At 42.9% G+C, this 25,428-nt stretch carries 21 protein-coding genes, 1 tRNA gene and 1 pseudogene; 8 read left to right on the top strand and 15 right to left on the bottom strand.

Annotation, left to right across the window (positions count from 1 at the left end; translation table 11 throughout):
• Window positions 1–16 precede the first annotated feature (16 nt).
• Window positions 17–838, bottom strand: a complete 822-nt coding sequence (gene mpgP / locus E7X56_RS07730; RefSeq protein WP_135606224.1) for a mannosyl-3-phosphoglycerate phosphatase — start codon at window positions 836–838, stop codon at window positions 17–19.
• Between the two features lie 245 nt (window positions 839–1,083).
• On the opposite strand from mpgP, the gene gpgS reads away from it, so the two are divergent.
• On the top strand, window positions 1,084–2,295 hold the full coding sequence (gene gpgS, locus E7X56_RS07725) for a glucosyl-3-phosphoglycerate synthase (RefSeq protein WP_135606223.1): 1,212 nt from the start codon (window positions 1,084–1,086) through the stop codon (window positions 2,293–2,295).
• Window positions 2,296–2,329: 34 nt separating this feature from the next.
• Here gpgS and E7X56_RS07720 read toward each other — a convergent pair whose 3' ends face one another.
• Window positions 2,330–2,647, bottom strand: coding sequence for a DUF6951 family protein (locus E7X56_RS07720; protein WP_135606241.1), 318 nt, complete (start codon window positions 2,645–2,647; stop codon window positions 2,330–2,332).
• A 165-nt stretch (window positions 2,648–2,812) separates the two neighbouring features.
• Here E7X56_RS07720 and E7X56_RS07715 point away from each other — a divergent pair, with 165 nt between their 5' ends.
• Window positions 2,813–3,979 (top strand): pyridoxal phosphate-dependent aminotransferase, encoded by a 1,167-nt coding sequence (locus E7X56_RS07715; protein ID WP_135606222.1) that lies wholly within the window; start codon window positions 2,813–2,815, stop codon window positions 3,977–3,979.
• Between the two features lie 181 nt (window positions 3,980–4,160).
• The gene (locus E7X56_RS07710) at window positions 4,161–4,952 is read left to right on the top strand and encodes a hypothetical protein (RefSeq protein ID WP_135606221.1); all 792 of its coding nucleotides are present in this window, start codon (window positions 4,161–4,163) and stop codon (window positions 4,950–4,952) included.
• A gap of 245 nt (window positions 4,953–5,197) precedes the next feature.
• Here the strand turns inward: E7X56_RS07710 and E7X56_RS07705 are convergent, their stop codons facing one another.
• From E7X56_RS07705 to E7X56_RS07670, 8 genes are all read right to left on the bottom strand, one after another.
• Window positions 5,198–6,382 carry an argininosuccinate synthase gene (locus tag E7X56_RS07705; protein WP_135606220.1) on the bottom strand — a complete coding sequence of 395 codons (1,185 nt, stop codon included), beginning with the start codon at window positions 6,380–6,382 and terminating at the stop codon, window positions 5,198–5,200.
• 25 nt (window positions 6,383–6,407) lie between these two features.
• Window positions 6,408–9,638 (bottom strand): carbamoyl-phosphate synthase large subunit, encoded by a 3,231-nt coding sequence (carB, locus tag E7X56_RS07700; protein ID WP_135606219.1) that lies wholly within the window; start codon window positions 9,636–9,638, stop codon window positions 6,408–6,410.
• Complete coding sequence (gene carA / locus E7X56_RS07695; protein ID WP_135606218.1) at window positions 9,638–10,735, bottom strand: glutamine-hydrolyzing carbamoyl-phosphate synthase small subunit; 1,098 nt, start codon at window positions 10,733–10,735, stop codon at window positions 9,638–9,640. Before carA ends, carB begins: the two co-directional genes overlap by 1 nt.
• 150 nt (window positions 10,736–10,885) lie before the next feature.
• On the bottom strand, window positions 10,886–11,950 hold the full coding sequence (locus E7X56_RS07690; RefSeq protein ID WP_135606217.1) for a PD40 domain-containing protein: 1,065 nt from the start codon (window positions 11,948–11,950) through the stop codon (window positions 10,886–10,888).
• 15 nt (window positions 11,951–11,965) lie between these two features.
• On the bottom strand, window positions 11,966–13,867 hold the full coding sequence (gene gatE, locus E7X56_RS07685) for a Glu-tRNA(Gln) amidotransferase subunit GatE (RefSeq protein WP_135606216.1): 1,902 nt from the start codon (window positions 13,865–13,867) through the stop codon (window positions 11,966–11,968).
• A 260-nt stretch (window positions 13,868–14,127) separates the two neighbouring features.
• The gene (locus E7X56_RS07680) at window positions 14,128–15,417 is read right to left on the bottom strand and encodes a 4Fe-4S binding protein (RefSeq protein ID WP_244603453.1); all 1,290 of its coding nucleotides are present in this window, start codon (window positions 15,415–15,417) and stop codon (window positions 14,128–14,130) included.
• On the bottom strand, window positions 15,414–17,768 hold the full coding sequence (gene hdrA2, locus E7X56_RS07675; RefSeq protein WP_135606215.1) for a CoB-CoM heterodisulfide reductase HdrA2: 2,355 nt from the start codon (window positions 17,766–17,768) through the stop codon (window positions 15,414–15,416). Before hdrA2 ends, E7X56_RS07680 begins: the two co-directional genes overlap by 4 nt.
• Before the next feature lie 85 nt (window positions 17,769–17,853).
• Complete coding sequence (locus E7X56_RS07670) at window positions 17,854–18,144, bottom strand: hypothetical protein (protein ID WP_135606214.1); 291 nt, start codon at window positions 18,142–18,144, stop codon at window positions 17,854–17,856.
• A 160-nt stretch (window positions 18,145–18,304) separates the two neighbouring features.
• On the opposite strand from E7X56_RS07670, the gene E7X56_RS07665 reads away from it, so the two are divergent.
• A tRNA-Val gene (locus E7X56_RS07665) sits at window positions 18,305–18,381 on the top strand.
• Window positions 18,382–18,744: 363 nt separating this feature from the next.
• On the opposite strand, the gene E7X56_RS07660 is transcribed toward E7X56_RS07665, so the two are convergent.
• Window positions 18,745–19,329, bottom strand: coding sequence for a hypothetical protein (locus E7X56_RS07660; protein WP_135606213.1), 585 nt, complete (start codon window positions 19,327–19,329; stop codon window positions 18,745–18,747).
• A gap of 254 nt (window positions 19,330–19,583) precedes the next feature.
• Window positions 19,584–20,114 carry a cache domain-containing protein gene (locus tag E7X56_RS07655; protein WP_167879484.1) on the bottom strand — a complete coding sequence of 177 codons (531 nt, stop codon included), beginning with the start codon at window positions 20,112–20,114 and terminating at the stop codon, window positions 19,584–19,586.
• Window positions 20,115–20,573: 459 nt separating this feature from the next.
• Here E7X56_RS07655 and E7X56_RS07650 point away from each other — a divergent pair, with 459 nt between their 5' ends.
• Entirely contained in the window at window positions 20,574–21,146 is a 573-nt protein-coding gene (locus tag E7X56_RS07650; protein WP_135606211.1) for an acetate uptake transporter, read from the top strand.
• Between the two features lie 857 nt (window positions 21,147–22,003).
• On the opposite strand, the gene E7X56_RS07645 is transcribed toward E7X56_RS07650, so the two are convergent.
• A complete protein-coding gene (locus E7X56_RS07645; protein WP_135606210.1) occupies window positions 22,004–22,294 on the bottom strand; it encodes a ferredoxin-thioredoxin reductase catalytic domain-containing protein in 291 nt (96 codons plus the stop codon).
• A 171-nt stretch (window positions 22,295–22,465) separates the two neighbouring features.
• Here E7X56_RS07645 and E7X56_RS07640 point away from each other — a divergent pair.
• Window positions 22,466–22,865, top strand: a pseudogene (locus E7X56_RS07640) (transposase); the annotation flags it as partial.
• 107 nt (window positions 22,866–22,972) lie between these two features.
• Here E7X56_RS07640 and E7X56_RS07635 read toward each other — a convergent pair.
• The gene (locus E7X56_RS07635) at window positions 22,973–23,491 is read right to left on the bottom strand and encodes a pentapeptide repeat-containing protein (protein ID WP_135606209.1); all 519 of its coding nucleotides are present in this window, start codon (window positions 23,489–23,491) and stop codon (window positions 22,973–22,975) included.
• A gap of 236 nt (window positions 23,492–23,727) precedes the next feature.
• Window positions 23,728–24,444, bottom strand: coding sequence for an aspartate/glutamate racemase family protein (locus E7X56_RS07630; protein WP_135606208.1), 717 nt, complete (start codon window positions 24,442–24,444; stop codon window positions 23,728–23,730).
• Between the two features lie 236 nt (window positions 24,445–24,680).
• Here E7X56_RS07630 and E7X56_RS07625 point away from each other — a divergent pair, with 236 nt between their 5' ends.
• Window positions 24,681–25,133: an SRPBCC family protein gene (locus E7X56_RS07625; RefSeq protein ID WP_135606207.1), complete on the top strand. Its 453-nt coding sequence runs from the start codon at window positions 24,681–24,683 to the stop codon at window positions 25,131–25,133.
• An 83-nt stretch (window positions 25,134–25,216) separates the two neighbouring features.
• Window positions 25,217–25,363 (top strand): hypothetical protein, encoded by a 147-nt coding sequence (locus tag E7X56_RS11795; RefSeq protein ID WP_167879483.1) that lies wholly within the window; start codon window positions 25,217–25,219, stop codon window positions 25,361–25,363.
• Window positions 25,364–25,428 lie beyond the last annotated feature (65 nt).

Below are 25,428 nucleotides of genomic sequence, written 5' to 3'. Positions count from 1 at the left end.
CTTTAGACTCTTATTATTAAATTTCTGATCCCTTCTCGATTATCTCGCTGATCGCATTGTTCCACCCTATAGGTCCGATACCCTTTACACGCTTTATCTTCGGATCAGTTATGGAAGGATCGTGTAAACTACCCGGCTTTTGTACAAGAACAGGTATATCCACAGATCCCAGCATTGGCAGATCATTCAGGCTATCGCCCAGACCTATTGTAGTAACATCAGTGAACTGCTGTTTGTAGATATCACTTAGTATCCTGACAGCTTTGCCTTTATCATTATTTCCGATTATATGCCAGTATCTGCCACCTCTTGTGTGGTTGTATCCTGCAGATCCTATGAGTTCCATTATCCGGGAGGCTTTATCTTCAGTCTCATCGATTATCCGGAAAACCTCATCATATTCGCGTATCTTTGCAAGTCCCGCAGAGTGAAGATCAAGTCCTGTATCCTCACTTACTTCTTCAGTGGTCATATTTCCGAAATTGATTATCTCAATACCGGAGCTCTTACTGATCTCAATTAGTGTATCTTTTAATTTGGAATAGCTGGTCCCAAGTTCTATGACATTATAGTTCCCAAGCTTGTGGTCGAACTTCAGATCAATATCAAAATATTCTTCCGGTATGAATATGCCTCCACCATTCTCCGATATGAATGGATGGCGGCAGTCCAGTTCTTCAACATAGACCTCGATCTCTGCACGTGTTTTGCTGGTACAGAATATTAACGGTATATCTTTTTGTTTCAGCAGGTCAAGAGCAGTTCTTGCTGCCTCGTATGAATATGTATCATGGTCTATTAAAGTGCCATCAAGGTCTGTAAATACGATATATCTCAAGATCGTTCCCCCTACCAGCAGTTAAAAAAACATTCGGCCATATGTTAATATTTCGACCGACCGTTGCCAGTTTTATATTTCCCGTTCGTATAAAAGCTTATATTGAATGTCCTATATATAGATATTCAACCTATCATACAAACGGAAATATTGGGATGCATCTACAGTTGGGGGAATGCATTTCGAGCAGTCCTTTTCCCGGGTTATGAATGCTTTACAGGCTATCAGATCTACTGGGGAGTTAGATGGATTTCTATCAAGAATATATTACGACAATTCATGATTTTAGTATTGATAAAGAAAGGCTTATCAAGAGAATAAATGAACTTAAGAGTCGCAGACCTGCATCACTCGTTATTCCTATTTTGTATGAGGAGGTTAACAATCCACCTCTTAAGAATATAATTTCCAATCTCAATGAGGGTACGTGCGTTAATCAGATAGTCATTGCTCTTGCAGCTGAAAATGTGGAACAGTATATTCACGTGGTGGAATTTTTCAAGGAATTAAATGTACCTCACATCGTGGTCTGGTGTGATGGCCCAAGGATCCAGCATACCTTATTCACAATGAAAAAGATGGGAATTGACCTTACATCCTATAAAGGTAAAGGAAAAGATGTCTGGATAGCTACGGGAATAGCTACTCTTGATTCCTATGCTATTGCTTATCATGATGCTGATATTGTCACTTATTCAAAGGATTTCCCTGCAAAACTGCTATATCCTGTTGTGGAACCTGAACTTAACTTCTTTTTCAATAAAGGATATTATGCCAGGATCAACATGGAAAAGAAGACCATGCACGGTCGTGTTTTCAGACTTTTCGTCCGTCCTTTGCTTGATACTTTACAAATGGATTCAAAGGCAGACATACTTCGGTATCTTCTTGCTTTCAGGTATACTCTTGCAGGGGAGTTTGCTATGACCAGTGATCTTGCCATGAACATACGTATCCCTGCAGATTGGGGACTTGAAGTCGGTCTTCTTGCAGAGGTCTACAGAAATACAACGACTAAAAAAGTGTGTCAGACTGATCTTGGTTATTATGATCACAAGCATCAGGACATAGGTTCCAACAGATCCGAAGGTCTTTGTAAAATGGTCGGTGATATCTTCACAACCTTTATGAGGATCGCAACGGAATCCACGGATAACAAAATATCTCATTCTTACTTGCATGGTATCCATGTAAAATACAAGCGCCTTGGTCAGGATCTTATACGCAGGTATCATGCTGATGCTCTTTGCAATGGCCTGTGCTATAACAGGCATGAAGAAGAGCTATATGTTGATATGTTCGCAAACGTCATCAGGAGAGCAGGTGAAGATTACCTTGAACATCCTTCAGATGTGCTCATGCCTGACTGGACCCGTACACTTTCAGCTATGCCGGACCTTCGTGAACAGTTGTATGAAGCCTGTCTTGCTGATGAAAAAGAATATTGCAAAGAATAATGAGATATTCTTTGGCTTGTGGCGGGGAGGATCTTCAAGGTTCAAAATTTATGCTGATACTTCCGGAGTTCTCTGCCAGGTTCTTTGACATGAAGCCTGCCTCCAGGCTGCACATGTGAAGTACTGCACATGGGATCAGGCAGGTAGAACTGCATTTTGCATCTTTTGCTTTCCTGATGACATAGTTATCATCGATCCCGAATATCTCCATCATCGGGACTTCCAAGTGGGAAAATTCCTTTATCTTTTCACATGGGCTTTCGATATCGATGATAATCTTATCGCCGTTCAACTGGCCGTTTATTGTATGAGTAAATCCACATATTGTCGAATCGACAGTGATAGTTGTCATATTGTTATCCTTTTGTCCTATGTCCCATATTCCACATTTCATATTTCACAGATTCCACATCTTCTATATTCAGAAATACTTTCTTCTATATATGTACAATAAGTTATCCTTAAATAAACCTCAAGAGCATACATATTAAAAACTTAGGATCAGGAGCTACCAAGAATGTCACATCCACCTGCCTCTTTATTGCTATCTGAAAGATCCATGAACATACCTCCTTTCTATGTCATGGAAGTACTGGAAAGTGCCCAGAAACTGGAACGATCCGGCAGAGACATTGTTCATCTTGAGATTGGGGAACCTGATTTTCCAACAGCACCACACATCTGTGATGCAGCGAACCGGTCACTTGCAGCCTGTAACACTCGCTACACTCATAGTCTGGGCCTGTATGAGCTAAGAAGTGCCATAGTGGATGATTATAACAACCGGTTTGGGCTTGAACTTGTTCCCGAGCAGGTCCTTGTGACATCCGGGACAAGTCCTGCGTTGATGTTGACCTTCATGGCATTGCTTGATCAGGGGGATAAGGTTCTCCTGCCAAATCCACATTATGCCTGCTACCCGAATTTCGTCAGTGGTCTTGGTTGCACATCGAATTTTGCATACACATCCGAAGAGAATGGTTTTGGCCTGACCCCGGAACTTGTGTCGAAGAACCTTGATGCTGATACCAGTTCAATTCTGATCAATAGTCCCTCCAATCCAACAGGTTATGTAATGCCATCAAAGGACATGCAGGGAATTGCGGAAATAGCAGGGGACATTCCAATCATCTCGGACGAGATATATCAGGGGCTTGTTTATGGCGGAAAGGATCACAGCATACTTGAGTATACTGACAATGCCTTTGTTCTCAATGGATTTTCCAAGAAATACTGCATGACAGGATGGCGGCTTGGATATCTCATTGCACCTCTTGATTGCATGAGGGTCCTGCAAAAGCTCCAGCAGAACTTCTTCATATGTGCCAACAGCTTTGTCCAGGGGGCAGGTATCGCTGCACTTCGTGGTCCGCAGGAGCATGTTGATGAAATGGTGACCACATATGACAAACGCAGGAAATACATGCTGAAGAGACTGGAAGAGATTGGATTTAAAGTTGGATACGAACCAATGGGTGCTTTCTATGTGCTTGCTGATGCCCATGAGTTTGGAAATGACTCTCTTGAACTGAGCCGTACAATACTGAATGAGGCAGGCGTGGCTGTCACTCCGGGAATTGATTTTGGCGATGGTGCGGAAGGATATATCAGGTTCTCATATGCTAATAATATGGAGAATATTGAAGAAGGGATGGAGAGGCTTGATGCTTTCTTGAATGGGTGAACAGGTCAAGTTTTAGAATTAACTAAAAAACAATCCGGGATATCTTGGAATGTATCTTGGAATATATCTTGGGGTTCTATTATTTACATAGAATTATACTCTGTATCTAATTATTCCCTTTTGAAATTAATTAAATCTAGACTTCAGTAATTATATATATACATGCATTATTATATAATCCATGATTGAATATCCTAATGTTTATGAAAATTATCCACTTGTTGCGAAGTGGTTCCCTGAAAAATGGGTGAAATCTGAAATTGAAAAAAATGAGCATTTGGTCATAAGGCAATTAATTCTTGATGATAAACAATCACTCAAGTTCTTAGATAATCTTGAAGATTGTTTGGAACTCATGGACAAGGAAATGAGCGAACATAATACCCATTTCCGAACACTGCAGAATAAAGATCAATTCATTAGCACATTAGCCGAACTAAAAGTTGGTTGTTTTTTTAAAAATATGGGTTTTAATATTGAATTTGAGCCTCCTCTTATAAATGGAAAAAAAGCTGATCTAAAAACAGTTCTAAATTGTGAAGAATTGTATATAGAAGTTTCAACCAGAAAAGGAATTCCAGAAGGTGAAGTTGTTGAAAACAATCCTTTTGAAATAACAACTATCAAAAAAAGAGAGCCTAGAGCGTTCAAAGATAGGATACTAGAAGAAAGCGAACAGTTATTGAAAACCAAACCAGGTATTGTGGCCCTTTATTTACATCCATCCTCTGCACCTGAAAAAATAAATATTATACGTGCTTTTGGGTTTGACTTTATATGGGACAAAGAAACAGATACAATTGAATATGGGGAAAAGCACGACACTTCCATGATTTCTGCTCTCTTGCTAATTATTGATAATGATTTCACATTATGCTTGAACCCTATAGCAAATAATCCTCTGCCAAGTGGCATAATAAAAAAGTTTGGGGAAAATAACGTAGAAATAATAGATCCTGAAATTATAAATTAAACAATTAATTACTGATGACCAATAGGCACAAAAAAATTCATGCCTAATTTTTGATTTCGAGGGGAGAGATTCGAGCTTTTTTGTTTAGTTCAGCGCAACATAGCTTAAGCATAAGGGTATGTTTTAACCAATGAGTTAAGCAGCACAATAGCTGGAATTAAATTTAGAACAATCCAAATCCAAATCCAAATCAACAAAAGAAAAAAGAAGTTCGTATGCGTCAACCGCATACGAATCAATTGATTTTAGTTCTTGTCAACGAATTTCCTGAACAGGCGTGCCTGGAATCCGTGATATTTAGCAAATCCTTCGGCATCCTTCTGGTCGATGCTTGTTCCATCAAAGGACACAAGTTCTTCTGAATAAAGTGCAGCCGGTGAGGTTCTTGCAAGGATGGTGAGGCTTCCTTTGTAAAGCTTCATGGTAACAGTACCGCTGACACGTCCCTGTGTCTTGTCAATGAACGCATTCAGGTCATCGTAGAGTGGTTCGTCCACAAGACCGTAGTATGCAAGCTCAGACCACTGTTCATCTACCATTGCCTTGAACTTGAGTTCAGAGCGGGTGAGGACCAATTTTTCAAGGTCCCTGTGTGCTGCGAGGAGTACGGTTGCTGCAGGGTGCTCATAGTTCTCACGTGCTTTAAGTCCGAGGACACGGTCTTCGATCATGTCAGTACGTCCAACACCGTGTGTGCCTGCAATGACGTTCAGCTTCTCAATGAGCTCCACACCGCCCATCTTCTCACCATCAAGTGATACTGGCACACCGTTTTCGAAACCGATCACGATTGTCTGTGCATCAGGTGCGTCTTCAGGTGAAGCTGTCCACTTGTAGATCTCCTCAGGTGGGATGTATCCGGGGTCTTCGAGCTTTCCGCCTTCAATGCTTCTGCTCCAGATGTTCTCGTCAACGCTCCATGGTTTTGCAGTGGTCACACCTACTGGTATGCCATGTTCTTTTGCGTATTCGATCTCCCATTCACGGGTCAGGTTCATCTCCCGCATAGGTGCGATGACATCCATGTCGGTAAGCCTGAACACAGCCTCGAAACGAAGCTGGTCGTTTCCTTTGCCGGTACAACCGTGTGCAAGTGCAACAGCACCTTCCTGCTCTGCGATCTCGACGACCTTCTTGGCGATAAGCGGGCGTGCAATGGATGTTCCCATAACATAGCCTTCGTAGTCACCATTGGCTCTTATTAAAGGGAAGATGTAATCGTTCACGAATTCTTCGCGAACATCGAGGGTGAAATGCAGGTCACTGATCTTCTGTGCCTTTTCTTCTGCCTGTGCGACATCTTCCTTTGGCTGTCCTACATCGACTGCTACTGTTATGACCTCGTCATATCCGTATTCCTCTTTTAGGAGCGGGATACAGATGGATGTGTCCAGTCCTCCGGAATAAGCAAGTACTACTTTCTTTGACATGATATTTGCTTCCTTTAAATGATAATTAGTTCCTGATGATATCTTTGTGATATTCATTGATGGACTTGATGGTAATGTCTCCTTTCTTCATTGAGACAATGGCATCAGCCGCAGCTTTTGCAGCCTGGATCGTAGTAATGTACGGTACCTTGAAGTCGACTGCTGCACGGCGGATGTTGTATCCGTCCTTTCGTGACTGCCTTCCGGTTGGTGTGTTCACAATGAGTGCGATCTCATCCCTGCGCATCATATCGATGACGTTAGGACTGCCCTCATGCACTTTCATCACTGCTTCCATATTGATGCCCTTCTCAGCAAGGAAATTCACAGTACCTTTAGTACCGATCAGCTTAAGCCCTGCATCCTGCATCTTACGGGCAGTTTCAACAAAGGTGTCCTTGTCGTTCTGCCTGATGGACATGAAAACGTAACCGCTAAGTGGCAGGATATTGTCTGCACTGAGCTGTGCCTTAAAGAAAGCACGTCCGAAATCATAGTCAATTCCCATGACCTCTCCGGTACTCTTCATCTCAGGACTTAGCACAGGGTCTGCGCCTGGTAATTTGTCGAATGGAAGTAAAACTTCCTTGACGGAGTAATGTTTCACAGGTATCTCATCATGGTTTGCATAGCCAAGGTCTTCAAGTGTATGTCCGATAATGACCTGTGCAGCTATCTTGGCAAGTGGGAGCCCGACAGCCTTTGATACGAATGGTATCGTTCGGCTGGAACGTGGGTTTGCTTCAAGCACATAGACCTTTCTGTTCTGCTCTGCCATCTGGATATTGATAAGTCCCTTTACATTGAGCGCAAGTGCGATCTTACGGGTATAATCACGTACTGTAGCGAGTGTTTCTTCGGAGAGTGAATATGGTGGGATCACACATGCAGAGTCACCGGAGTGTACACCTGCTTCTTCAATGTGTTCCATGATAGCACCGATAAGCACTTCTTTTCCATCACAGACAGCATCTACATCGATCTCGATCGCGCCTTCAAGGAAGTCATCGATAAGTATTGGATGCTCAGGAGAAACACGAACTGCTTCTCTCATATAACGTTCAAGGTCTGACTGCTCATAGACGATCTCCATTGCACGTCCACCGAGAACATATGATGGTCTGACCAGTACAGGGTATTCGATGCGTGATGCGATCGCAATTGCATCTTCCTGGGATGTTGCATAACCTGCTTCAGGTTGTGCGACGTCAAGCTTGTTCATCATCAGGTTGAACTTCTCCCTGTCCTCTGCCATGTCGATATCTTCCGGAGAGGTTCCGAGGATTATCGTATCGATATCGTCACGACGATCAAGCTCTTTCTGGAGTGGCATTGCAAGATTGACAGATGTCTGTCCACCAAACTGGACAAGCACTCCGTATGGTTTCTCGCGTTCGATCACGTTCATGACATCTTCAAGTGTAAGGGGCTCAAAGAACAGCTTGTCGGATGTATCGTAGTCAGTTGATACTGTCTCCGGATTGTTGTTAATGATATGTGCCTCAATACCATCCTCACGGATGGCTGTGACAGCGTGGACGGTACAGTAGTCGAACTCGATACCCTGACCGATGCGTATCGGACCTGCTCCGAGGATCAGGACCTTCTTCCTGTCGGTTGGCTGGTCTTCGCACATAGTCTCATAACATGAATAATAATAAGGGGTCTCTGCAGCGAATTCCGCAGCACATGTATCTACCATCTTGTAGGTGGTGGTGATCTCATTATTGCGGCGCAGGTCAGTTATCTCCTCTCGTGCCTTACCTGTCAGTTCTGCAATTCTATCGTCGGTGAATCCCAGTCTTTTAGCAGATCTGAGTATGTCGATGTCCGTCTCGCCGGCAAAAAGTTTGTTTTCAAGATCCGCTTCCATCTCGATAATGTTGTTGATCTTCCTTATGAAGAATACATCAATACCTGTAAGTTCGGAGACTTCCTCAATGCTCATCCCGGTCTTCAATGCATGGAATACAACAAAGAGTCGTTCGCTTGTAGGTGTTTTCAGCAGGGTTGTCACCTCTGCCTGATCCCACTTCTTGCTTCCTAACTTCATGTCGATGTCAAGAGAGCGGACGGCTTTTTGAAGTGATTCTTCAATGGTACGTCCGATGGACATTACTTCACCGGTACTTTTCATAGCAGTGGTCAGTGTCTTGTCAGCGGTGACGAACTTGTCGAATGGCCATCTTGGTATCTTTGTAACAATATAGTCGATGGTAGGTTCAAAGGATGCAGGTGTCTTCTTGGTGACATCATTGAGTATCTCATCAAGTGTCATTCCAATTGCGATCTTTGCTGTGACCCTTGCGATAGGATAACCGGTCGCTTTTGAAGCAAGAGCTGATGATCTCGAGATACGTGGATTCACTTCAACGATCCTGTATTCGCCGTCCTTGGCAGCGAACTGGATGTTACACCCACCTTCAATGTCGAGAGCACGTATGATCTTTATAGCAGCTGTACGAAGCATCTGATGTTCGATGTCGTTAAGCGTCTGAGAAGGGGTAACTACAATGGACTCACCTGTGTGAACTCCCATTGGGTCAAGGTTCTCCATGTTACAGATGACGATACAGGTATCGTTGGAGTCACGCATGACCTCGTATTCGAATTCCTTCCATCCGAGAACGCTTTCCTCGATGAGAACCTGATTGATCCTGCTGCGGCGCAGGCCTCTTTCGGATATCTCGAGAAGCTGTTCTCTTGTGTATGCGATACCGCCACCGGCACCTCCAAGGGTGTATGCGGGGCGTATGATAAGGGGTAATCCGAGTTCATCAATGATCGCTTCAGCTTCTTGAAGTGTGGAAACTGCCACACTTCTAGGCACTTTCTCACCGATGGCTTCCATCTTGTTCTTGAAGAGCTCACGGTCCTCGGTGTTCTTGATAGCTTCAAGAGATGTTCCAAGCAATTCCACATTGAACTTCTCGAACACACCCATTTCAGCAAGCTCACTTGTAAGGTTAAGACCTGTCTGACCGCCGATGCCTGCAATGATGCTGTCAGGTCTTTCCTTCTCGATTATCTTAGCGATTATCTTTGCTTCAAGCGGTTCGATGTAAACGGCATCTGCCATCTCCGGATCGGTCATGATAGTTGCCGGATTGGAGTTTACAAGGACCACTTTGTATCCTTCTTCTCTTAATGATCTGCAAGCCTGGCTTCCTGAGAAATCGAATTCTGCTGCCTGTCCGATCATGATCGGTCCGGAACCTATCAGCAGGATCTTCTTAATATCTGTCCGTTTTGTCATTATACCCTGCCTCCCATAGCTTTCATGACCTTTCCAAAGAATATCTTTTCCGTGTCCCTTGGTCCGGCATGTGCTTCCGGATGATACTGGACACTGAAGATGTCAAGATCGTTGTGTTCGATTCCCTCGACTGTATTATCATTAGTGTTGATCTGTGTGACAGTTACATCAGTATTGTCAAATGAGTCACCTTCAACAGCAAAACCGTGATTCTGTGATGTTATGTGGACAATTCCGGATTTCAGGTCCTTCACCGGCTGGTTTGCTCCGCGGTGTCCGAATTTAAGTTTATATGTATCTGCTCCAAGTGCTCTCGAGATCACCTGGTGTCCGAGGCAGATACCTGATATTGGCATTGTTCCTGCGAGATCCTTGACAACATCAATAGCATTCTGTGCATTCTGAGGGTCTCCCGGGCCATTGGAAAGGAAAAGCAGATCCGGGTTGTAATCCTCGATCACAGAAGTGGGTGTGTTGGCAGGCACTACTGTAACATTAACTCCTCTTCTCAGAAGACTTAATGAGATGTTCTTCTTCATTCCAAGATCAAAGAGCACAACGTGTTTTCTGTCAGCGGTCTTTACCTGACTTTCTATTGTGTAAGGCTCTTTGCAGGTTACCCTTGAGATAAGATCAAGGCTTGAAATGTCGGGCTGTTCCCTTGCCAGCCTGACTGCTTCTTCACCATCGTCGCTGCCGTTTATCATTGCAGCACGCATGGTACCATGCTCTCTGGTACCGATGGTAAGCATACGTGTGTCAATACCGGATATCCCCGGCTTACCTTCATCCTCCATCAATTTGTAAATATTACGCGTGGAAAGGCGGTGACTTGGAAATGGGCAGGCTTCCCTTACCACAAGACCTTCGGCCTTTACGCCGTCGGACTGGAATGTTTCATCATTGACACCATAGTTCCCTATCAAAGGGTACGTGAACATTAATATCTGACCAGTGTATGAAGGGTCTGTAAGTGACTCCTCATATCCAGTGTACTGGGTAGTAAAAACAAGTTCTCCGCAAACGATACCTTCGGCACCGAAACCAGTACCTTTTAAAATTGTTCCATCTTCTAATCCTATTACTGCAGACATCATCCGAACCTGCGAGTACATGTCATGAATAGGCTATAAGCGTTACGATGGAATTTACAATTTTCAAAACAGATGTAATTAATATGGATATTACTTCGAAAATAACAGGATAATATACGCTAAAATTAATAAAAGGAAAATAAAAGGACTGTCTCACAGCCCTTTCAGGAAGTTCCTGAGGAAGAATAATATGACGAATATAGACATGGCAAACAGTATCGTGAGAGTCCTTAATGGTGATTCTTTTGCAAAGTCTTCAAGTTCTTTTAATATATTGAATTCTTCTTCTTCCATCACCAGCTCCTTGTCCTGCCCCAACTCAATTGGTCTATCAGTGTCTGAAAGTGTAAGTGTCCAGATATTGTAGTCACCACCTTCGTTCGATGCAAATGCTATTTTGTCGCCGTCAGGACTCCAGGCAGGGTATGTTTGAGTCGAATTTTCAAATGTTATCTGTTCTATGCCTAGACTATTTGAGTTCATTACCCATATATCGGAATTTCCAGACCTGTCAGATACAAATGCTATCTTTGTACCGTCAGGATTGAACACCGGATGTGTGTTCTCAAAAGTGTCATTTCGGAGGACAACAGGAACCCTGTTAGTAAGATTCACGGTCCAGAGGTTGCCTTCCAATGAATATGCCAGCATTTCACCTTCAGGTGACCAGGAAGGTGCTCCTTCATCATTAGCTGAATCGGTAATCTGCTGATTTTTACCACCATCAGGGTTCATTACCCATATGTCATAGTTGCCTGAAACCTTGGACAGATATGCTATCTTTGTTCCATCAGGACTCATCACGGGTGCCCTTTTGTCAGCATTTTCAGTTATCTGTGAGGTGTTGCTTTTGTCCGCAAGCTCAACCACACGGATACTGATGAACTTGGAAGAGAATGGCTGGACGTGCTCTGTAGCATAATAGATGAATTTTCCATCCGAACTGAAAGAAGGCTCTCCTTCCCATGCAATGGTATCATATACTCTTGTTTGGTCAGAGCCGTCTGTATTCATTACCCAAATGGCTTGCTCTGAAGAATACGTGATCAGCTTTCCATCAGGACTCCATGCTGGTGTCCTCTGGTTAACATCGAAGGTAAGTTGTTCTGTCTCTTCTATTGTTATAGCACCTGCTAAAGCTGTTGATATCAATAGTATCGACGCGATCAATGCAATCTTTAAGACTAATGTACCAGTGTTATTTCTCCCAAGTGTCATAATATCTAACAAATATTATGTATTAATACACTCATTAATCTTTTGTTTCATGAGTTCACTGAGAACTTTTCCGTCAACCTTTCCACGGAATTCTCCCATAACGATTCCCATGAGAGGTCCTACGGCTGCTGCTCCCTTTTCTTTCACAAAGTCCTGTCTTTCTTCCACGACCGTTGAGATGAACTCTTCGATCTGTGATGTGTCAATGCCTGTAAGTCCAAGATCTTCCAGGCTGTCCCGGATATTGACCTTTGGTTTCTTTGCAACATAGCGGAGTATCTGTTCGATACCCTCTTTGGCCACATCACCTGAAGATATGATCTCGAACATCTGTTTGAAATGCTCATCATTAATGTTAGTAACGTTCACACCATCACGTTTGAGTTCAGGTACAAGTCCTGTGAGTGTGGTCACGATAAGAGTTGCAGTGACATTTTTGTCATTGTTGAACCTGCTCATCAATTCCTCGAAAAGTGTCAGGTCCTGTGAATATGCGATCTTCTCTGCAAGTTCCTCGTTGAGTCCGTAATCTTTGCTGAACCTCTTTGCTCTTTCTGTGAGAAGCTCCGGGATCTCGATAGTGTCAAAGTACTCCTTCCTGATCTCCACCTGTGGTACATCTGTCTCGGGGTACATCCTTGATGCACCTGGAAGTGGTCTCATGTATGCGCTGTTACCATCAGGAAGTGCACGTCTGGTCTCTTCCGGAACGAACTCAAGTGCTTCCTTTACACGGATCAGCACACTCTCCATCGCACCCCGGGCACGTTTCTCTTTGTCTGCTACCATGACGACAGCATCGCCTTCTTTTGCACCGACGAGATCACGCAATGAGGCGACCTCATCTTCGGTTATACCATAATTGGGCAGTTCATCAGTGTGGAATATGCCACCTACGCCTGAGGTCTTTGCGCGGTCGGAAAACTCGGTGCCCAGACGTCTTCCGGGCTGTACTTCCATTCCCACATGTCCTGCGAATCCGGGCAAAAGAACTGCAAGTACCTTTCCTTTCTTGAGTGATTTCTTTATGACCTTTGATTCTGTTTCCCTGAACAGGTCGGTCACATCAAATATCTCATCATGGACACTTGCATCTCTTTCCAGAAGGGATCTGCGTATCTCAAGCAAGTTGACCTGCCTCTCGGCTTCCCTTTCAACAATAGTTTCGATAAGATCAAGAGCCTGGACACCTTTGACCTCCACACGGGCTCCTTCTGCAATGGATATGTTAACATCCTGCCTGATGGTGCCAATACCTCTTTTTACCTTACCGGTAGAACGGAGTAGCATACCGATATTGGCAGCCGTCTCTTTTGCATGGGCCGGTGAGATTATGTCCGGTGCTGTACCGATCTCCACGAGCGGGATGCCAAGCCTGTCAAGTGAGTATGTGATAGAATCGCCTGCATCCTCTATTTTCTGTGCAGCCTCTTCTTCCACACAAAGGACATCGACACCTACATCTCCTTCAGATGTGTCGAGGTGTCCGCCTCCTGCGAGGAAAGCAGTTCTCTGGAATCCGCTTGTATTTGATCCGTCCACAACTATCTTTCGCATAACGTGGAGCTGCTCCACTGGCACCATGTGCAATAGCTTTGCAATTGATAATGCGATGTCAAGTGACTCTTTGTTAAGTTCACGAGGTGGTTCCTCATCATTTTCCACAAGGCAGGTGCTGTCGTATGCTTTGTAGATATATTTCCTGTTGACCTTTGTCTGCTCAAGTGCTGCCCTGTCGGTCTCCCCCATCTCACTTGCAGTAGGGCGCAGGTAACGGAAGAATTCAAAGTTCGACTCATCCGTGTCACGTATCTTAGTAGGGCATCTACAGAAGAGTTTCTCCTTTGAGTTCAGCTGCTGATGAATCTCAAGTCCGCATTTTAGTCCAAGTTCACGGTAGTCGATCTTTTTGCTCATAAAAGTATCACCAAAAATTACTCTGTCACAATCTAGACAACAAAATGTGTTAGGCGTTATAAAAGTATTGTTTGCTATTTATTTACTGGTATAAGGGTATCGTCCTTTATAATGGTTTCAGGAATATCTTAAGATGATAGATGTGGCTGATGGCACAGGCAGTTCCTATGCCTGTATATCAGCAGACCCCGTGAAATTGGATACTATCTGTTTCCTGAAAAAGTGATCATTGCATAATTTAACTTTTCTGATTTTAGATCTTACTTTTCCATGGACCGGTGGATCTCTTCTGCGTCACCTTTGTTCAGTTTCCTCCTGAACTTTGGATCGGTAAGGACATCCCTGGCTGTTTTCATCCTGTCGAAAACTTTACCCATCATCTCTTCATCGACATCAGGGAACGCGATATCCACATGTTCTTTTAGTGGTTCGCTTTCAATCTCAAGTGCTCTTGAAATATCCGGTCGCTTTCTTTCTTTTGTGAGGAGTGAATCAATGGCGTCCTTCCACTCAGATGCCCAGGGTGTATCGGATATATCGGTATGATTTACCTTGCTGCGTGCAACTTTCATCACATCCACGGGACATGCATTGACGCAGGCTCCGCAGTAAGTGCAAAGATCGTGTACTGCTGCGATCTTCTTTCCATCTTCCGGGACGTACCAGAGGTGGGATGGACATATATTAAAACAGGCATGACAGCCCTGTGTGTCGCATTTTTCGATATGCTCCTCGACAAGCACCAGCTCACCTTCGAAAGGTTTGAGCAGATCGACTGCGTTATAAGGGCAGACTGCGTCACACCAGCCGCATCGTGTGCATTTATCATCATCTACCGTCACATGTCCTGAGACCACAGGAGGTTCGCAGGGACGCTCTCCTTTTACACGAATTGCATCCTCGGGACAGATGTCCTGGCAGAGCATGCAGTAGTCACACATGTCCTCGTCCACAATAAGTTGTTCAAAGGGCATGGGGTCGGTTGCTGTAGGTTCCTTTTCCAGCATGAGGAAGGCGTCACAGAAAGCTGCACATATGCCGCAGAGATTGCATTTCTCGGTATCTATCTCGATCTCGCCTTCAGCGTTCTCTTTTAAAGGTGCTATCTCTTCTTTTTTCGGGAATGTGTATTCAAGCTCAATGGCATCCTCGGGGCATGATGCTTCACAAAGGGAACAAGGTACGCATTTCTCGTTCATCTCAACCTTGTATTCCAGCACAGGATAGAGTTCCTCTTCAGGGAAATCTCCTTCCGTTCTCATTTCCAGTGCTGTTACAGGGCAGAAGTTAACACACATTGAACAAAAGGTGCATTTATCAAGGTCCATCATCACAGGTGGTGCATCCATACCAGTTGCTATTTCCTTGATAGGTCCAAGCTCGAGTGCTTTTGTGGGACATATCCTTACACAGATGCCACATCCCACGCATCTCTTGTAATCGTAATCAAGTGTTTTTTCAGACCTGTCGGAGACCAGTTTGTAAAGTATGTGGTTGCCCTGTATATCCATCTCTCTTAAGACTTCCATGGACTTTTCTTCGTCGCTCACTCCTGCACCTCCGGCAACTCGGAACCCACCGGGCCAAGTTCGGTAAGTTCATCAACGAAATCCTCGATGGTCTTTGCAAATTTCTCTCCTTCTGCTGCGGATATCCATTGCAAACGAAGTCTTTTAGGGTCCAGCCCGATCTCATCGAGTACTTCTTTGAGATTCTCCATCCTGTGTTTTGCATCATGGTTGCCGAGGATGTAGTGGCATTCATCGAGACGGCAGCCTGTAATGAGCACCCCGTCAGCGCCTCCCTGCAATGCTTCCAGTACGAAATCCGGGTCGACACGTCCGGCGCACATAACTTTGATGATCCTGACGTTAGTCGGATATTGTATCCTTGATGTTCCTGCAAGGTCAGCGGAACCATAGCTGCACCAGTTGCAGAGGAATGCAATGATAAGCGGGAACTCATCCTTTACCTCAAGGGCTGCCCTTATCTGTGCTATGATCTGTTCATCGGTGCTGTGTGGCATGGTTATGGCATCTGTGGGACAGGATGCACTGCATGAACCACATGTCTGGCAGGAGATCTCGTCAACTACTGCTTTCCCGTTTATGACCTTGATCGTATTGAAATTACATGTGTTCTCACATATGCGGCAGCCGATGCATTTTTCCGGATCGACATGTGCACTGAATGGATCGTTCTCAAGCTCGCCCTTTGCCAGCAGGCGGGTGGACCTTGCAGCAGCTGCACTTCCCTGTGCGATCGATGTCTGTATCTCCTTTGGTCCCGAAGCACAGCCTGCGATGAAGACACCGTTTATGTGGGCATCCACTGGTCTCATCTTTGGATGTGCGATGGATAAGAACCTGTCAGGCCTTTTTGAGAGGTTCAGCATCTTTGCGATCGGGTCTGAAGTGGTGCTGGCTTCCATTCCGGTTCCCAGAATTACAAGGTCATAAGGTTCCTCGCGGATAGCACAGTCGAGCGTGTCTTCGTACCTGAGCTTCATCTGTCCTTGCGTGTCAAGCTGCACTTCAGCGACTTTGCCGCGAATGAAATTGACACCCATTAACTGCGTGCGTACATAGTATTCCTCGTACATCTCACCGGCAGCACGTATGTCAATGTAATGGATGGTAATATCGGTATCAGGATAGCGCTCCTTTATCATCTGTGCATTCTTCATGGATGACATGCAGCAGACCCGGGAGCAGTAGGGATTATCAACGGTCACATCCCTGGAACCGACGCATTGGATAAATGCAACTTTCTTCGGAATCTCTCGTGTGGATGGTATGACCACTTTACCACGTGTTGGTCCTGATGCATTGAGCAGCCTCTCCAGTTCCATATTGGTCAGGACATCCGGATAAACGCTGTAACCATACTCTTCCTTGCGCTTTGCATCGAACCCCTGGTAACCGGTTGCGACTATCACAGCCCCGACTGTGAACGAGAACTCCTCTTCCTTCAGGCTGAAATCAATTGCATCTGCCGGGCAAGCTTGTTTGCAAAGTCCACAGCCAACACAGTATTCATTGTTTATGTAAGCCGACTGCGGGACAGCCTGCGGGATAGGCATGTTGATGGCCTTTGTCTTGCCAAGGCCGCTGTCAAATGGATTAGGTATCTCTACCGGGCAGACATGTGAACATTCATCGATACACCCTTTGCAACGATCGACCATGACATATCTGGGGTGCTGGACGCCTTTTACATTGAAATTACCTACTGAGCCGGAGATGTCAGTGATCTCGGAATATGTCCGCATTTCAATGTTCGGATGGTTCTGCACATCCGTCATCTTCGGTGCAAGCACACATATAGAGCAGTCATTGGTGGGGAATACTTCATTGAGCAATGCCATCTTACCGCCGATGGTAGGTTCCTTCTCCACCATGTAGACGTGCGTACCGGCATCTGCAAGTGTCAGGGCTGCCTCGATCCCGGCAACACCGCCACCGATAACAAGGATATCCTTGTTAGCCTTGAACTTGCGGATCTGCAAAGGTGCCAGCAGCTTGAGCTTTGCCACGCCCATTTTGATCAGATCAAAGGCTTTTTGAGTGGCCATGCTGTGGTTGTGCATGTGTACCCATGAGCACTGCTCGCGGATGTTAGCTATCTCCAGAAGATATGGATTGATCCCTGCTTTTTCGAGGACGCGCTTGAATGTGGTCTCATGGAGCTTCGGAGTGCAGGCTGCTACCAGTATCCTGTCGATGTTGTTCTCTTTGATGTCCTCGATCAGTTGCTCCTGCCCGAAGTCAGAACACATGAACTGGATGTCCTTTACAAGTGCAACATCCTCCATCTCCTCGACTTTCCTGTGCAGTGCATCCATGTTGATGACACTGGCAATGTTCAATCCACAGTGGCAGATATATACTCCGATTCGCATGTGACAGGCTTCCTCTTAAGGTTGGTATATTTATGAGGTACTAAGTAATGGGTAATTCAAATTCAATTTTTAATTTATTCTAATATTATTTACATTTCTTTCCAATGCCGCTGATGCAGAATATATTCCTGATGTCATGTGCAGTACCAAATTTCTCATAGGCTTCCTGCGCCTTTTCAGGACTCGGATGCATATGGACAAAAACACAATCCCGTATTCCATCCTCGCTACTGGTAATGATACGCATATCATGCTCCCCGACCGGCATCCAGATAATGATCTGTCCCATCTGGTCATTGTAATTGAGGTCGACTTTAAACTCTTCAAGCTGTTTGCTCTGCTGGACTACTTCAGAATTCTCATTATTATCGGTCATGCTACCTCAGTATGCATTACTGATTATTAATGGTTGTGATTCATTCCTGCACATCCCCGCCCTCCCACAAAAAAGCTATATACAACTAATGACATTAAGGGGTTGCACGTCCCGTATCACTTTCATAATGACGGTTATTGATGTGCATTATTTGCAACAGGGGCCCGTGGTCTAGCCGGTTATGACATCGCCTTTACACGGCGGGGGTCAGGAGTTCGAATCTCCTCGGGCCCACCATGTTCATTTTCTGATGATTTTCGTGATGAAGAGCCGCTGGTCTTTAATTTTCCTGTGCTGCCAGTGAGGTGTTGAGCGTAGCGAATCACCTCGTTCCGTGCTCCAGAAGCGTAATCTGGGTGTGGAATCTCCTCGGGCCCACCACACTCCTATTCTTCTGAAGTTCGCGATGAAGAGCTTTGGGTTTGCTGTTTTGGATTTACTATTGAAGCTTCCGTTTTGCTGTCAGTGAGGTGTTGAGCATAGCGAATCACCTCGTTCCGCGCTCCAGAAGCGAAATCTGGGTGGGTGACTTCTGCATTAGTGCCTCCTAAAAGGGGGTTGGTGGAGCGTTTGCTTTTCTTTTTGGGAGAATAAAGAGCATCAGCTCCAGTAACCCCTGACATATGACCTTGTATTACTCAGATAGGGTGTTACGAACCTGAGCAGAAGAGGAGTTATAAGGATTGTAACAACCAGATTGCCAATGAACCATCCCCTGAAAACATTCCCGTATTCAGACCATGGGACAATTCCGCCGGCAACAAGTATGGAAGAACCCCATATAGCACCCACTAGATTATTGAGGAAAAGCCCAAACACAAGAAAAATGGCCACATCCCTCCGAGTCCTTAGGGTAATATCAGCGCCCAGTGAAACGAATGCAACAAGCGGTATAAGAACCTGCCAGAAATCTGCAAGGGACCATATGATATTCATTGAAAGTGGCATGTCGATAAGAGTCCCCCCACCTATTAGACAGCCAAAGTAAGCAGATATAGCACCCCACATTCCATACCACAGCCCAAAAGCGATCGTGAAAGCCACTGCAAAATATATTCCTGAGACACCCGGAGCCGGAGATATCGGGGAATTGACAATTGCAAACCTTGAAAGGAGTGTGTTGATAAGGACCAGAATTAAAAAGATACTTAGATACGTCGATAAAGAAGCTTTTTTAAATTCCATTTAAAATCCCTCTTTTATTTTCGATTAATGCGAACACGATACAAAACCCCCGCTGAATATACATATACAATAATTGTGGAAATACATTAATAAATCTTTGTAACTCTTGCTTTGGAGAGGGACGGATGGCTAACAAGGAAGAAGATGGAGTTCTCTAAGGGTACTTTGCACTACATGAAGCAGAACGCCAAGAGTGATAAGCCGTTCACTCTCAATGTTCGTGTGAAAGAGAGGTTTTCATGTCCTTGTTTTATTTAATCCACCAAGTAGAACCCTGATCCCACAATGTAGGTCTGGTTATCAAAGGATGCTCCCTTGATGAAGGTGTATTTCTTAGAGGGTTCTGTCTCACCGGGTCTTGGCCAGTAGTAATCAATCCATCCCTCTCCTTCTTCGCTCTGGGTTATGTTTATGAACATCTGGCCTATTGGTTTGCCGTTGAAGTCTTCAAGATTGCTCACGTCTTCCCCCTCACCGCTGACATCGGGTGGATATACCACACGCATTCCATCGTTTCTCCAGACGAAGATGTAGAAATCATCATGGAACCACTGACTGTTGTTCTCCCTGAACTGCGGGAAGGCCTGCTCTCCCTCCTCCTCAATCAGCTCGACGGCTGAATAGACCTGTGCGGAAGTAAATTCTCTTTGGGAAGCCAGTTGATCCTGTTCCTCAACTAGTCCCTGTTCGTCTTCGGCAGTATCTTCTGGTTGCACACACCCTGCAACTACAAAGAACAGGATGAAGATTAATAGAACACAAATTACTTTCTTCAGCTCGATCATGTCACAACACTCCCATATCATATATTATTTTTAGAATAAATACGACTATTGGTCCAAGAATATAGGGAATTCCGATAAACTTCTCCAACAGAAGCAAAATTTATAACCCATTATACCAATTTTGCATTATGTCCCTTACGAACTTTGCTTTTAAAGAAGAATGCAAGCGTCTTGGAAAAAACATTTTACAATTGATAAAAGAGGCCCTAACACTATCGAAAGTGACTTGTTCTGATTTGATATATTTATCCATTTTGTTGCGGAATGGGTGAGACGGAAGCTAAAACCGATGTTAACAATTGAATGTTGTAGGTGAATGGAAAATATTAGCGAAGTACTGTAATTAATAAATTATCAACACTCCTAAAGTTAAGCGCCAATATCTGATAATGTTTATATCCACATCATCCCTAAACTATACTATAATTTTATTAATAATAAATTATAGGAAGTGTGGGTATGGATGAAAGTGTAATCAAGGACACAACGGCAAATCCGGCACCATTGGGATTGATGGGGTTTGGGATGACTACGGTGCTGCTTAATTTGCATAATGCAGGATTGTTTGGACTGGGATCAATGATCTTAGCTATGGGCCTATTTTATGGAGGTATTGCTCAAATGATAGCAGGGGTCATGGAATGGAAAAAAGGTAATACTTTTGGGACAACAGCATTCACTTCATATGGAGCATTCTGGCTCACTTTAGTATTCATAATGATTGCACCAAAATTAGGCTTGGGAGACGCTCCAAGTGCAATCGAAATGTCAGCATATCTCTTCATGTGGGGATTGTTTACCTTTGGAATGTTTATAGGAACTTTCAAAGCTAACAGGGCCTTGCAAATCGTTTTCGGAACATTGGCATTGTTATTCGTATTGCTGGCCATATCCGATTTTACAGGAAGTGCAGCAATAAAGCAGTTCGCTGGTTATGAAGGGATTGTTTGTGGTCTTAGTGCGATCTATTTGGCATTGGCTGAAATAATAAATGAAAAATTCGGTAAAACGATTTTGCCAATCGGTGAATAACAAGTTGTTTGCATTTGTTTTACCTGCTGGTAGTTGCTGGAACTGAATAGTGGCATTAAAAGAGAACGTACATTATCAAAGGAATATGCAAAAAGAAAATGACTTTGATACAAGGTGGAGTATAATATCTGGAAATCCGAAACATCACGTATCTTGGAAAACCAAACAGCCTGAGGTTCGTGAGTTGCTTATTGCTGCTCTTAAGAACTAGGCTCATTGATCTTGTCCTCCTTATTTTCTTTTATGGTTTTCCCAATTTCTTTTTTGTTACCATATTGTATATCAAAATCAATTAGTAGTTTTAAAACATATATTCTATTACCGTACTATAAATGGTACGGTGTGGCAGTGAGTCAGAAGGTAGAACGCCATTGGGTATAAAAGCCCATGATCTTTCAAGGTTTGTCTGGCATTTGTAAATCCTTTAGGTCGATCTGACATGGAGAGAATCGGGTTAGGATCGCCCAAATGAGGTCGGCAAATAGATTCCTGATTCCTGCCATTAAATTACTATTCTACTATTTATTTTTCGATAAGCTTTGGCTTTATTTTTACTTCATTCCTTTTCTTACCGCACAACAAGTCAGGGATATAGGTTACATGAAAAGGTCGTAATCGATCGAGTGAGCCAGATCAGGAAGATAATTTAAATGGGAAAGGATGGCAACCCTACGTGAAGTTGAGAAGATGATCACGAGACCATACATCACAACTGTAGACAACTACGCTGACATGCTTGGTCGAACTGCAACATTTCCCTAGAATAATTTAAGCTTAAATAAAGAGATTGAAACCTAAATTATATAATGACAAGCCTATAGTCTCACATAGAATTGATGCTGGTTTAATTCTAATTATTATTCATCCTCATCTTTTTTGAAGAAGAGTTCACAATGGCACATCCCATCATTTTCGATCTCTTCTTTGAGGTAGATGCATGGACATATTATCTTCTTATCCTCTTCCTCATCACCTGTTACAATCCGACATGGGCAGTACCTCTTACCGTATTTCTCTTTATTTTCAGCAAGCCCATCGATTACAGTGTCGAGTATTTCCTTATCAGAATTTAGTCTGTATCCTTTCTTTTCGGCGTACTTTATACCCAATTCATATAGCTGTTCTTTTAGTCTTTCATGTTCATTCATGTCTGCCTCCGGAATACTTCTACATTACTCCTAATCTTGTTAATAAATATCCATTCCCAATCCTATATTGCCGATTAGAGGCTTTAGCAGATAGCGTCACTAAATTGCTATAAATTATAATTAGTCCTGTACCTTTGTTAGAGCGCTAACAACCAAAAAGGATACAGGACAATGGAACTCTACGACTTAATATCAGATTATCTTAACGATAGCAATGGTTCACTAAAACTTCTCATAACTTGGTTCTTAAACGAAGTCATGGAACAAGAAGCAATTGAACAATCGGGTGCAGGAAAACACGAAAGAAGTATGATGCGAACAACTCATAGGAATGGTTATCGTGATAGGACACTCACAATAAGTCATGGAGAACTGACACTCAAAAAACCACAACTACGAGATTTTCCATTCACAACTCAAGTGTTTGAAAAATACTCCCAAACTGAAAAAGCAATCGTGAATGCGATTGTTGAATCTTACATTCAAGGTGTTTCAACAAGAAGAGTTGAAAAAATTATTTCACAATTAGGGGGTGGAAAGCATATCAAGATCACGTGTTTCAAGGATTGCGATACATGTACATGTATGCAATTTATTGCCAGAAATTGTAAACTGGAAGGTGCTCTAAGGTGTTGTTAATAGAACCTGGAAAGTTATTAAGCTTTGGTTAGCAGTTGTTCATTCCAGTTCAATATCATAGATATTTAAAAGGGAGATAACTTCAGGGATAGAAAATTTTGTCTTTTTCAGGAAATTGTTATTTGGGTCGATATCATAGTTCTTTGCATTCCTGAAAGATGTAAAGCTCAGGTTTGTATTTCTAAAGAGACTGTTCTTAAGGTCAGAGTTCTCAAAATTTGCTCTTGTAAGGTTAGTATTTACAAAATCACAGTCATATATCTGGCAATTAGTAAGATCCGTATTTTCTAAATTCAGATCGGAAAATACTGACAGGGAAAGAAAAGAATCTTCAAATCCAAAAGCGAGTATGAAGTCATTGCATTTTGAAAAGTCCAATCCCATAATTTTGCAGTTCTTGAATCTAATATCCTGAAATTTGGTGTTATCCAGATCGACGTTTGATAAGTTGCAGTTTTCAAAATCACAATCAATAAACCTTGAATTTTTGAAAGATACGTCTGTAAGATTAATATCTTTAAAGGTTTCCGCTTCAAACTCTTCGTTCTGGTATTCCATGATTTAGAGATATTGTTGCTGTTTTATATGATTTCTTCTCACATGGAGGAAATGAGATCATGATTCCAGAAATCATTGAACATGATTATGGGGTTGCAACCAGTGTTGAAAAATGAGATGATCATTTAAGCATCATCTCGGAGTAGCTTGGCCTTTTTCTGCTACTGACAGGATATGTGGATTCCAAGACATTTCTTTGAGCAATATGTTGTGAAGCTTTTTTCTTGAACTTGAACTTATGTCTGCAACCTTGCCTTTTTGACAACAACTTCTGCTAAGACCTGTGAAGGATCTATCAATGGAACAGGTACTTCCTCTTTAATTGAAAGCAAAGAAAGTTCAGTGCAACCAAGTATTATGCCTTCTGCACCCTCTTTGATGAGCACTTCAATTACTTCTAAAATATCGTTCCTTGCACTTCCCTCTATATATCCTGCTTTTATCCCTTCCTCTCCATAAATTGAATTCATGACTTTTTCCTGTAATTCTTCATCTGGAGTTATTATTTCGATCCCATCTATTGCATTATGATATAGTCTGGTCTTTAGTGTGCCTGTAGTGGCCAATAACCCTATTTTTTTAATCTCTGGAAATGCTTTATGAATGTACGATGCAGTTTCTGAGATCATGTTTATTATGGGAATCTCTGTACTCTTTTGTAGTTCCGAATAAAAGTAATGCATAGTGTTACATGGTATTGCGATGATCTCTGCACCAGCATTTTCTAGAGTATAGATCGATTTTTTTGCTTCTTCGACGGGGCTTATGCCCAATCCAAGTATTGCCAGTGTACGGTCTGGTATATTTGGGTTATTATCAATGATTATCCTTAAATGGTCCTGATCATTTTTGGCGGGAGTATTTTTGATAACCTTTAAGAAAAAACGTGCAGTTGATTCAGATCCCACACCTCCTAAAATACCAACCGTTTTATCACGTGCTTTAACTTTCATTCAATTGCTCCCCAAACTTCCCCATTTGCAAGATATTCCCCTCTATCCCCATTTTTATTGCTAAATTACGTATCTATATTTTGATTGGGCTATTATCATAAATCAATTTTGTATTTTTATTCATCTACCAAAGAAATTTTATTATCTTAAATCTGATCTGAGAAAACTTATTTTTGGAATAAAGGCGAATACTCTTTTAATTTATTGTTCACAAGGGGAATGTGAGGGTGTAAAATATGCTTACCTTAAAAGATTCTGTAACTATAAACCGGCCGCCAGATGTTATTTTTGCATGGTTAGCTCATTTTCCGGAAAATTACACATCGTGGCATCAGGATCATGTAGTTGCAAAATGGATCAGGGGGAGGGATTTTGAGAAAGGCTCGATTCTTTATACTGAGGAATATCTCGGCGCTAAACTGGAAAAGTTAAGTTTTGAAACAACCAAATTCAAAAAAGGTGAATTGATAGAATACAAGCTCCTGTTTCCACATTCCATTATTTGCCCCAGGGGGTCATTTTCCGTAAAACCTCTCAATAGTAATGGAAGTATATTCACCGCTACACTTTCTTTTCGATTTGGATGGCTGTTTTCAAAAATTGCTAAAAAGAGAGCTGAAGCTATTAGGATCCATATGAGAGAAGAGGGGAAAAATCTTAAAGGCTTATTAGAAAATCCAGGTTATTAATTTTCTTTAACATGTTTTATCTGATCCAGGAACTTGTATTCTTCAGATTAATTTGATCCGTAAAAGAAATCATATCATAAAGTATGGATTTAGAAAAATACAAACAAGACCTTGAAGACAAGTGCTCTTCACTCATTGCTGTTTCGAGGCTCACAGTCAGTACTTCTAATGTGCTGAAGAGGTTTAAGAAGATCAATGAAGGTCAAACTTTCTCAAAGCACAAAGTTTAAACTGACATACGCATATATTTTTGAATGGCAAATATCAAGAATGAATTACAGAAATATTTTCCTAT

Source organism: Methanococcoides sp. NM1, from assembly GCF_900774285.1.
Taxonomy (GTDB): domain Archaea; phylum Halobacteriota; class Methanosarcinia; order Methanosarcinales; family Methanosarcinaceae; genus Methanococcoides; species Methanococcoides vulcani.
The sequence above is the reverse complement of the archived record's forward strand: the minus strand, read 5'-3'. Positions and strand labels throughout refer to the sequence as shown.

Excerpts from the sequence above, each read along its gene's own strand:
- gpgS (WP_135606223.1), top strand. The coding sequence starts at position 1,084 with ATGGATTTCTATCAAGAATATATTACGACAATTCATGATTTTAGTATT.
- E7X56_RS07720 (WP_135606241.1), bottom strand. The coding sequence starts at position 2,647 with ATGACAACTATCACTGTCGATTCGACAATATGTGGATTTACTCATACA.
- E7X56_RS07715 (WP_135606222.1), top strand. The coding sequence starts at position 2,813 with ATGTCACATCCACCTGCCTCTTTATTGCTATCTGAAAGATCCATGAAC.
- E7X56_RS07710 (WP_135606221.1), top strand. The coding sequence starts at position 4,161 with ATGATTGAATATCCTAATGTTTATGAAAATTATCCACTTGTTGCGAAG.
- E7X56_RS07705 (WP_135606220.1), bottom strand. The coding sequence starts at position 6,382 with ATGTCAAAGAAAGTAGTACTTGCTTATTCCGGAGGACTGGACACATCC.
- carB (WP_135606219.1), bottom strand. The coding sequence starts at position 9,638 with ATGACAAAACGGACAGATATTAAGAAGATCCTGCTGATAGGTTCCGGA.
- carA (WP_135606218.1), bottom strand. The coding sequence starts at position 10,735 with ATGATGTCTGCAGTAATAGGATTAGAAGATGGAACAATTTTAAAAGGT.
- E7X56_RS07690 (WP_135606217.1), bottom strand. The coding sequence starts at position 11,950 with ATGACACTTGGGAGAAATAACACTGGTACATTAGTCTTAAAGATTGCA.
- gatE (WP_135606216.1), bottom strand. The coding sequence starts at position 13,867 with ATGAGCAAAAAGATCGACTACCGTGAACTTGGACTAAAATGCGGACTT.
- hdrA2 (WP_135606215.1), bottom strand. The coding sequence starts at position 17,768 with ATGCGAATCGGAGTATATATCTGCCACTGTGGATTGAACATTGCCAGT.
- E7X56_RS07670 (WP_135606214.1), bottom strand. The coding sequence starts at position 18,144 with ATGACCGATAATAATGAGAATTCTGAAGTAGTCCAGCAGAGCAAACAG.
- E7X56_RS07660 (WP_135606213.1), bottom strand. The coding sequence starts at position 19,329 with ATGGAATTTAAAAAAGCTTCTTTATCGACGTATCTAAGTATCTTTTTA.
- E7X56_RS07655 (WP_167879484.1), bottom strand. The coding sequence starts at position 20,114 with ATGATCGAGCTGAAGAAAGTAATTTGTGTTCTATTAATCTTCATCCTG.
- E7X56_RS07650 (WP_135606211.1), top strand. The coding sequence starts at position 20,574 with ATGGATGAAAGTGTAATCAAGGACACAACGGCAAATCCGGCACCATTG.
- E7X56_RS07645 (WP_135606210.1), bottom strand. The coding sequence starts at position 22,294 with ATGAATGAACATGAAAGACTAAAAGAACAGCTATATGAATTGGGTATA.
- E7X56_RS07635 (WP_135606209.1), bottom strand. The coding sequence starts at position 23,491 with ATGGAATACCAGAACGAAGAGTTTGAAGCGGAAACCTTTAAAGATATT.
- E7X56_RS07630 (WP_135606208.1), bottom strand. The coding sequence starts at position 24,444 with ATGAAAGTTAAAGCACGTGATAAAACGGTTGGTATTTTAGGAGGTGTG.
- E7X56_RS07625 (WP_135606207.1), top strand. The coding sequence starts at position 24,681 with ATGCTTACCTTAAAAGATTCTGTAACTATAAACCGGCCGCCAGATGTT.
- E7X56_RS11795 (WP_167879483.1), top strand. The coding sequence starts at position 25,217 with ATGGATTTAGAAAAATACAAACAAGACCTTGAAGACAAGTGCTCTTCA.